The following is a 7,956-nucleotide window of genomic DNA, read 5'->3' as shown; positions in this document are numbered from 1 at the left end:
CATGATGCTCGATCGACTCTACTGTTTCTGAAACTTCTAGATTTTCGACAATCGGTTCTGGTTCATGATGCTCGATCGACTCTACTGTTTCTGAAACTTCTAGATTTTCGACAATCGGTTCTGGTTCATGATGCTCGATCAACTCTTGTCTTTCGATAACTGGTTCGGATTCTGGTTGAGAATAGTCGATCGACTCTACGGTTTCTGAAACTTCTACATTTTCGACAACTGGTTCGGATTCTGGTTGAGAATAGTCGATCGACTCTAATGTTTCTGAAACTTCTAGATTTTCGACAATCGGTTCTGGTTCATGATGCTCGATCGACTCTTGTCTTTCGACAACTGGTTCGGATTCTGGTTGAGAATAGTCGATCGACTCTACTGTTTCTGAAACTTCTAGATTTTCGACAACTGGTGCTGGTGGAGAATGTTCTGGGAGTCTCTCACTTTTATAAAAAACATTTTTTACAAAAGTGAGCATCCTGCTTGCTTGTTTAGATATCTGTAGCGAGTAAGATCCTCGGGTTTCTGTGACACCCAAACTGAGATGCTTCGCTTCACTCAAATCTACGGTTTCTGCAACTGGTTCTGATTCTGGTTGAGGATGTTCTATCGGCTCTACGGTTTCTGCAACTGGTTCTAATTCTGGTTGAGGATGTTCAATCAACTCTGCGGTTTCTGCAACTGATTCTAATTCTGGTGGAGAAAGTTCTATCGGCTCTACGGTTTCTGCAACCGGTTCCGATGCGGAATGAGAATCATAAAGCAACTCTTCAGTTTCTGCAACTGGTTCCGATACTGAATGAGAATCATAGAGAGACTCTGGTTTATTTGAAACGGGCAGATTGTCCGGGATGATCGTCGGTTGTGATTCCGATTGATGAGAATCCGCGATCGAATCTTGAATTTCTGTGGCTTCTTGGAGATTTCGATCGACCTCCGGTTCGCTGTGAACCAGATTTTCTGCCGGTTTCTTTTCAGCCGCTGTCAGCCTTAAAAACACATCTTCCAGAGTAGCGCGAGAGCGACGCATTTCGCAGAGTCCGAATCCAGAGGCGAGGATAGCTGTAGCAATTTCTCGTCCGGGTTCTCTTTCCGATTCGCACAAAGCCCGCAGGCGGTAGCGATTCACTAAAAATTGATTGCTTGGAATCAATTCGACCGATCGAACTCCCGGCAAATTTTCCAAAGAAGGCAACAGCAGACTGTTTACCAAATCTGCCTCGCCTTCGACTTCGAGTTCGTAGCCCTCTCCCACCGCCAACTCTCCCATCAAATTTTCGGGACTACCTGCAGCGACGATTTTTCCGCGATTGATGATGGTGACGCGGTTACAAGTCATGCTGACTTCCGGCAGAATGTGCGTGGAAAGGATGATTGTGTGCTGGCCGCCAAGACTTTTGATTAAATTGCGGACTTCGATGATTTGTCGGGGGTCGAGGCCGACAGTTGGTTCGTCTAGGATAATCACTGGGGGGTCGTGGACGATCGCCTGCGCGATACCGACACGCTGACGAAATCCTTTAGAAAGCTTGCGGATTAAAACTTTCCGTTTATCAACCAGCCCGCAGCGTTCGATCGCGGAGGTAACTCGTCGCGCGCGATCGCCCGCAGGTACTTGCTTGATCCGGGCGACAAAAAACAGAAACCCTTCCACAGTCATTTCTGGATAAAGTGGCGGGTTTTCCGGCAGATAGCCGATGCGCTGTCTGACGGCCATCGAGTTTTCGTGAACATCCATGCCGGCGATGCGGGCCGTACCGCTGGATGCCGGCAAATATCCCGACAAAATCCGCATGGTTGTGGTTTTGCCAGCGCCGTTTGGTCCCAAAAAACCGAGAATTTCTCCTGATTCGACCGAAAAAGACACGTCCGCGATCGCTGCGGTCGAACCGTAAGTTTTGCTTAAGTGTTCTACTTCAATCATTTGTCAGAAGTCACGCGATTTTAGGTTTTAGATTTTAGATTTACTTTGCCAACCACAGGCGGGACGCCTGTTCCACGAAGGGGAGAGTCCCGCCCGATCGGCGGGTCGATCGAAATTTATGGCGAAATTTTTAATTTGATTTTGTCTTCCAGTGTAGTCTGGCAAGAACCAAATCTATCATAAGGGTCGATCGGACTTTGAAGCAAAATGCTAGGTAGTAGGGTGCCGAACCCAGAAATGATTAGCCCCTGTACATCGAATCGCTACCAACTGACGCACCCTACCAGAGTCCGTGCCTAACCGAACCCTCAAGTAGCTGGCTTCGCTACAGAGGCGGGGCTGTTTCTAAGTTGAGTAGCGCTTACGCGCCCCTCCGCGTAACGCGCCTTCGCGGTTCGTTCAAAAAAATCTCAACTCCTTTTCCAAATCTTGATTTCCCCCAACCAACCAGCACTAACAATAGTCTTACCATCTGCACTAATCGCCACAGCGCTAACGTAGCCAGCATGACCGCTCAAATTACCTCTCAATTCGCCCGATCGCACATCCCAAAGTCTCACACTCTTATCCCAACTGCCAGTAACCAGCGTAGTGCCATCCCGACTGAAAGCCACCGACCAAACCCCGTCGGTATGCCCGCTTAAACGCCGAATTAACTGCCCGTTTGTGGCATTCCACAAACCGATTGTACCGTTGCTATTTCCCGCAGCTAAACTCTTGCCGTCGGGAGTAAAAGCTAGCGACAAAACAGCCAAGTTTTTGCCGCTAATGGTGCGAATTTCTTGACCCGTAGCTAAATTCCAGAACTTAATAGAACCGTCTTTGCTGCCGCTAGCTAAAGTTTTGCTATCTGGACTGATGGCAACTGCATTCACCAACCCAGAATGCCCGGTCAAAGTCCGCAGCAATTCCCCCGTTTTCGGGTTCCAAATCTTAATCGTTTTGTCCCAACTACCGCTGGCTACAAATTGACCATCAGGACTAACGGCAACGCTCGAAACTGCATTGGAATGCCCGCTCAAAGTGCGTACAACCGCGCCAGTTTCTAAATTCCAAATCTTCACCGTTTTGTCGTCGCTGCCGCTAGCTAATACCTTGCCATCCGCACTCGCGGCCAGTGCGTTTACGGCTTCCGTGTGACCTTGCAGGGTAGTTTTTAATTGCCCGCTGGGAAAATTCCAAACTGAGATAGTGCCGTTGCTATTTCCTGTAGTAAAATAAGTTGAAGCTAGGGCAAGGGAACTGACAACTTCCGAAGGCCCTTTGAGGGTATTTGTAGCAGCAAAGGCGATCGCACTTGCGGGCGTGCGGGGCGCATTATTCGCCGGAGTTTTCGGGTTTCCGGCAGTAGGAGATTGGGGAACTACTGGCAACGAAATAGTCGAGCGCCATTTCATGAAAGTATTAATTTCTATTCCCGCCGCCACGATTTTATCGGAATTTTCCTCTAACCTAACAATGCCGTTAATTGCGACAACTCGGCCTGCGTCATCGAGTACCGGCCCGCCGCTCATTCCGGCTCTCACTAAGTTATTGTATACCAAAGTATAACCGTTCCAAGGAGTTTGGCGGCCGGTAAGCTGACCTTCGGTAGCGATGAAAATCGGCTGTCTCAGGGAACCCCCGGATCTCGGCCAGCCGGCGACATAAGCCTTGTTTCCCTTAGTTGCTGCGGAATTGGCTAATTGAGCCAGGGGGTAGCTTTGAGTGCTGCTGAAGGGCACGATCGCCAAATCCGCACCGGGCATTCGCCGCACGAGGCTGTATGATACAGAGTGAGCTTTGCCGTCAGGAGTTACAACCTCGTAATCGCCGGCTTTATCGACAACGTGCCAGTTTGTGAGAATATAGTATGTGCTGCCTTGTTTCTCTAAAATTACTCCTGAACCGCCTTTTGGCCCCTGGATGCGAACAGTAATTTGTTGGGCAACGGTTTTAACTTTGTCGGCGGTTAATGCGAGGGCAATTTGAGGTGATGTGAGTGGGATGAGGGCGATCGAACTCAGGGCGATCGTAGCACTCAAAATAGCTGGAATTGTTCTGCTGTAATTCATTTTTTTTTCAACTTAACATAAACTTCTTCAGTCCTCTTGAGAGGACTTCAGCTTTGAGCAAGGGATTTAAGTCCCTTGCGGACTGTAACCGCAGGTGCAAAATATCAATACTAAGGCATCTGTACTTGACAAAACCAAACGCTTGGGTTATTATATGTAATATATATAAAATTTTTTAAAATTAACGATAAAATTATGCCCAAAGTTATAGAAGACATCAAGAACAATTTATTTGTTTACATATATACTAACGACCATATCCCCGCTCATGTCCACGTCTTTAAAGGTATAAAAAATGACGCTAACCAGATGGAACTCAAGATTAATACTGGCAGTGAGGAAGCACCTCCTACTTTAGTTTATGCTCACGATCTAATAAAGAATAAAGACATCGTGAATGCACTTAAACTTATAGCGACCAATCAAGAAATGCTGTTAAGTAAATGGGAGGAAATACATGGCATTGAAAAACTGGGACAAAGAATTAACCGAGGAAAATCTCCGAGAGCAAATAGCCAAAGCCAAAGAAGCATGGAAACAAGCCGAGGCGACAGAACCCCGCGCCGAATCCGTGCATTACAATCAGTCGGAAGATTTAATTGCGATCAAACTGAAAAACGGTGCTATTTTTTCTTTTCCGCCAAAGCTGGCACAAGGCTTAGAAGGTGCTTCACCAGAACAACTTGCTGATGTTTGGCTACCTCCTTCCGGTAGCAGCGTGCACTGGGAAAGCTTAGATGTTGATTTTGGTATTCCCGAACTTATCGCAGGTATTTTTGGGACAAAATCTTGGATGGCTGAATTAGGTAGAAAGGGAGGACAGGCAACTTCAAGCTCTAAATCAGCAGCAGCAAGGCAAAATGGTAAAAAAGGCGGGCGACCTAAAAAGAATATTTCTGTTAATTCTTGAAATCCATTTGATGTGTCAGATGCTAGGGAATTAAATCCCCGACTTCTCCAAAAAGTCGGGGATTTCGCATTCAATTTTATGCTAAATCAAACAGCAAAATTTCCGCATCTTCCGCCGATTCAATCGCCAATTCCGACTCGCCGCTAACCGCCGCAGCGTCGCCATTTTCCAAAGGCAAACCGTTGAGCAAAACCGAGCCGCGAGCCACTTGCACCCAAGCATGGCGATTCGGCTGCAAAGCATGAGAAACCCGCGAGTCTTTATCCAAAACAGCCGCATACAAATCCACATCTTGATGCACTTTCACAGCACCATCTCTCGCATCTCGTGCAGCCACTAAACGCAGTTTTCCGTGCCTTTCTGTTAGGGGAAATTCGCGCTGCTCGTAACTCGGCTGCAAGCCTTTTGTATCGGGTAACAGCCAGATTTGTAACAAATGAACTGGGTCTGTTTGCGAGCTATTGAACTCGCTGTGCTGGATACCCGTACCTGCACTCATCCGCTGCACTTCACCGGGTTTAATCACTGCACCAGTACCCAAACTATCCTTGTGTTCTAATGCTCCTTCTAATACATAAGTAATGATTTCCATGTCGCTGTGTCCGTGAGTGCCGAAACCTCTGCCGGGGCTAACGAAATCCTCATTAATTACCCGTAAAGAGCGAAAGTTCATATAATTTGGATCGTAATAGCCAGCAAAAGAAAATGTGTGGTAACTGTCCAGCCAACCGTGATTAGCGTGTCCTCTTGCTTCACTTTTTCTAATGGTAATCATTTTCTCAATCCTCAGTGAAATTTATCGGGTATTTCTTTGATGTTTTTATTTTAAACCGAGTCAAGCTATTATGGATAGTACGCACTTAAAAGTGCGGTAGTTACCAAAAAGATACTATGCAAGTCCAAGAAGTAAAGGTCGATCGAGCAAATTGCCCTGTAGAACGCACTCTAGAGGTGATTGGCGGGCGCTGGAAAGTCTTGATTCTGCGGGAGTTGTTTCCAGGAGTGAAGCGTTTTAACGAGCTGCAACGAGCTGTCAACGGCATTACTCAGAAGATGCTGACGCAGCAACTGCGCGAAATGGAATCAGACGGGATTGTGCACCGGGAAATTTACCTGCAAGTGCCGCCAAAAGTTGAATATTCGCTAACGCCTTTGGGCGAAAGTCTCAAACCGATTATTAATGCCATGCACGAATGGGGAATTCAGCATATTAGCGAAGATCGAGAATGAGAGGTTTCTAGATGTTTTTTTTCCGTCTTCCGACAGATTTCAAATTTTAAACCTAGTTCAAGAATAATAATATGAACAACATAGAGCGTCTTGCCACCCTCAACCGCATCCGCAAACTCAGCCGCCTGATGGATACCGCCATTGGCATCCCCGGCACTAAATTTCGCATTGGTTTAGACCCCATTATCGGTTTAGTTCCGGGTGCTGGGGATATCGTAGATACCGCGTTTTCCGCCTACCTAATTTATTTAGCAACTAGATTCAACATCCCCCAAAAGACTCTAGGCAAAATGGTTTACAACATCGGTCTAGAAGCCGTTGTGGGATCAGTACCTTTAGTCGGAGATATCTTCGATGCTTTTTATAAATCAAACATGAGAAATCTGGCGCTTTTAGAAGCACATCTCGAAGAAGTTGAACCCGAACTAGCCGCAGTTGCACAACCTATTCCTGAACCTATTAAAATGTAGGGCTGGTGTCACAAACAATAATTGTAAATAACCAACAAACTCTCAATCCTGCCCCATCAAACAAGAAATTCCCGCGCCTATTTTTCGCATTTAAAATGTAGGGGCGGGTTTCACAAACAATAATTGTAAATAACCAAAAACATCTCAAACCCGCCCCCACCCAACGAGAAATCCCCGCGCCTATTTTTTGCATTTAATATAAATCAAGGTTGATGTGGATTATTTGTTAGGTGGGGGCGGGTTTCTTAGATTGTTCATAGCTGGCAGATATTATTTGTAAAACCTGCCCCTATATTTTAATCATTGATGTCGTTTAACCGCTTCCACGAAAGCAATAACATCGGCTTCCAAAGTATTAAAAGCCGTTACCAGTCTAACAGTACATTCATCCCACCGATAAAACAGAAAACCCTCAGCTAAAACCGCTGTAATTACCGATTCGGGAAGTTGAATAAAAATCTCGTTTGCTTCAACCCGATGGCAAAAATTCGCTCCCTCAACTCCCGCCAAACCTTGTGCTAATTTGGCTGCCATATTATTTGCATGAGCCGCATTTTTCAGCCACAAATCATCCGTTATATACGCTTCCAACTGCACCGACAAAAACCGCATTTTCGAGAAGAGATGCCCGCTGCGCTTGCGGTAAAAAGGGAAAGTCTTTGCTAATTCTCGATTAAAAAAAACCACAGCTTCCGCAGCCATCGCCCCGTTTTTTGTCGCTCCAAACGAGAGAATATCTACACCGGCGCGCCAAGTGATATCCGCAGGAGAACAGCCTAGACTTGCGACAGAATTGGCAAAGCGAGCTCCATCCATGTGCAGGTGCAAATTGTGAGCGCGAACCACTTCCGAAATGTGGGAAATTTCCGCTGGATTGTAGACTGTGCCGGCTTCGGTTGCTTGAGTGATGCTGACGGCTGCGGGCTGTACGTGGTGGACGACACCTGCACCAGCGCGATCGAGTATTTTTCCTAAAGTCTCTGCCTCTATTTTACCATGATTTCCTGTTACTGTAACTAACTTGGCACCGCCTGTAAAAAACTCCGGCGCGCCGCATTCATCTAGATTAATATGAGATTCCCCGTGACAGTAAACAGCCCCGTAAGGAGGAGTCACAACCGCAAGGGCCAGAGCATTAGCAGCAGAACCGGTTGCTACCGGAAAAACAGTCACCGATGTCTCGAATAAATCCGAAAATTTAACTTGCAAACGCTGTGTATATTCATCATCTCCGTAAGACATTACAGCACCGCAATTAGCCGCTGCAATCGCCGCCATAATCTCCGGCGAAACCCCGGTTGCATTGTCGCTACAAAAATTCATTAGAATAATTGGTAAATAGAATCTATAATATAACTCAACCCT

Annotated in this window: 6 protein-coding genes and 2 pseudogenes; 4 read left to right on the top strand and 4 right to left on the bottom strand. The window is 46.4% G+C overall.

Annotation, left to right across the window (positions count from 1 at the left end; translation table 11 throughout):
• Positions 1 to 871: 871 nt before the first annotated feature.
• Both QUB37_RS17780 and QUB37_RS17775 read right to left on the bottom strand, forming a co-directional pair.
• Positions 872 to 1,927, bottom strand: a pseudogene (locus QUB37_RS17780) (ABC transporter ATP-binding protein); the annotation flags it as partial.
• A gap of 410 nt (positions 1,928 to 2,337) precedes the next feature.
• Positions 2,338 to 3,981, bottom strand: a complete 1,644-nt coding sequence (locus tag QUB37_RS17775; protein WP_333164364.1) for a WD40 domain-containing protein — start codon at positions 3,979 to 3,981, stop codon at positions 2,338 to 2,340.
• A 195-nt stretch (positions 3,982 to 4,176) separates the two neighbouring features.
• Between QUB37_RS17775 and QUB37_RS17770 the strand changes: the two are divergent.
• Both QUB37_RS17770 and QUB37_RS17765 read left to right on the top strand, forming a co-directional pair.
• Positions 4,177 to 4,419, top strand: a pseudogene (locus QUB37_RS17770) (DUF4160 domain-containing protein); the annotation flags it as partial.
• 19 nt (positions 4,420 to 4,438) lie between these two features.
• Entirely contained in the window at positions 4,439 to 4,891 is a 453-nt protein-coding gene (locus QUB37_RS17765) for a DUF2442 domain-containing protein (protein ID WP_333164361.1), read from the top strand.
• A gap of 76 nt (positions 4,892 to 4,967) precedes the next feature.
• Here QUB37_RS17765 and QUB37_RS17760 read toward each other — a convergent pair whose 3' ends face one another.
• A complete protein-coding gene (locus QUB37_RS17760) occupies positions 4,968 to 5,666 on the bottom strand; it encodes a pirin family protein (protein WP_333164358.1) in 699 nt (232 codons plus the stop codon).
• Between the two features lie 116 nt (positions 5,667 to 5,782).
• Between QUB37_RS17760 and QUB37_RS17755 the strand changes: the two genes are divergently transcribed.
• Both QUB37_RS17755 and QUB37_RS17750 read left to right on the top strand, forming a co-directional pair.
• Positions 5,783 to 6,121, top strand: coding sequence for a helix-turn-helix domain-containing protein (locus QUB37_RS17755; RefSeq protein WP_333164356.1), 339 nt, complete (start codon positions 5,783 to 5,785; stop codon positions 6,119 to 6,121).
• Between the two features lie 71 nt (positions 6,122 to 6,192).
• Positions 6,193 to 6,591 (top strand): DUF4112 domain-containing protein, encoded by a 399-nt coding sequence (locus tag QUB37_RS17750; protein ID WP_333164353.1) that lies wholly within the window; start codon positions 6,193 to 6,195, stop codon positions 6,589 to 6,591.
• Between the two features lie 300 nt (positions 6,592 to 6,891).
• Here the strand turns inward: QUB37_RS17750 and QUB37_RS17745 are convergent, their stop codons facing one another.
• Positions 6,892 to 7,914, bottom strand: coding sequence for a beta-eliminating lyase-related protein (locus tag QUB37_RS17745; protein ID WP_333164351.1), 1,023 nt, complete (start codon positions 7,912 to 7,914; stop codon positions 6,892 to 6,894).
• Between the last annotated feature and the right edge of the window lie 42 nt (positions 7,915 to 7,956).

Source organism: Microcoleus sp. AT3-A2, assembly GCF_036705685.1.
In the GTDB taxonomy this organism is placed as follows: domain Bacteria; phylum Cyanobacteriota; class Cyanobacteriia; order Cyanobacteriales; family Microcoleaceae; genus Microcoleus.
Note: the sequence above shows the minus strand (reverse complement) of the source record. Positions and strands in the feature narration are given on the sequence as shown.

What these genes read in the sequence shown, in the direction of transcription:
- QUB37_RS17775 (WP_333164364.1), bottom strand. Translation starts at nt 3,981, where the DNA reads ATGAATTACAGCAGAACAATTCCAGCTATTTTGAGTGCTACGATCGCC.
- QUB37_RS17765 (WP_333164361.1), top strand. Translation starts at nt 4,439, where the DNA reads ATGGCATTGAAAAACTGGGACAAAGAATTAACCGAGGAAAATCTCCGA.
- QUB37_RS17760 (WP_333164358.1), bottom strand. Translation starts at nt 5,666, where the DNA reads ATGATTACCATTAGAAAAAGTGAAGCAAGAGGACACGCTAATCACGGT.
- QUB37_RS17755 (WP_333164356.1), top strand. Translation starts at nt 5,783, where the DNA reads ATGCAAGTCCAAGAAGTAAAGGTCGATCGAGCAAATTGCCCTGTAGAA.
- QUB37_RS17750 (WP_333164353.1), top strand. Translation starts at nt 6,193, where the DNA reads ATGAACAACATAGAGCGTCTTGCCACCCTCAACCGCATCCGCAAACTC.
- QUB37_RS17745 (WP_333164351.1), bottom strand. Translation starts at nt 7,914, where the DNA reads ATGAATTTTTGTAGCGACAATGCAACCGGGGTTTCGCCGGAGATTATG.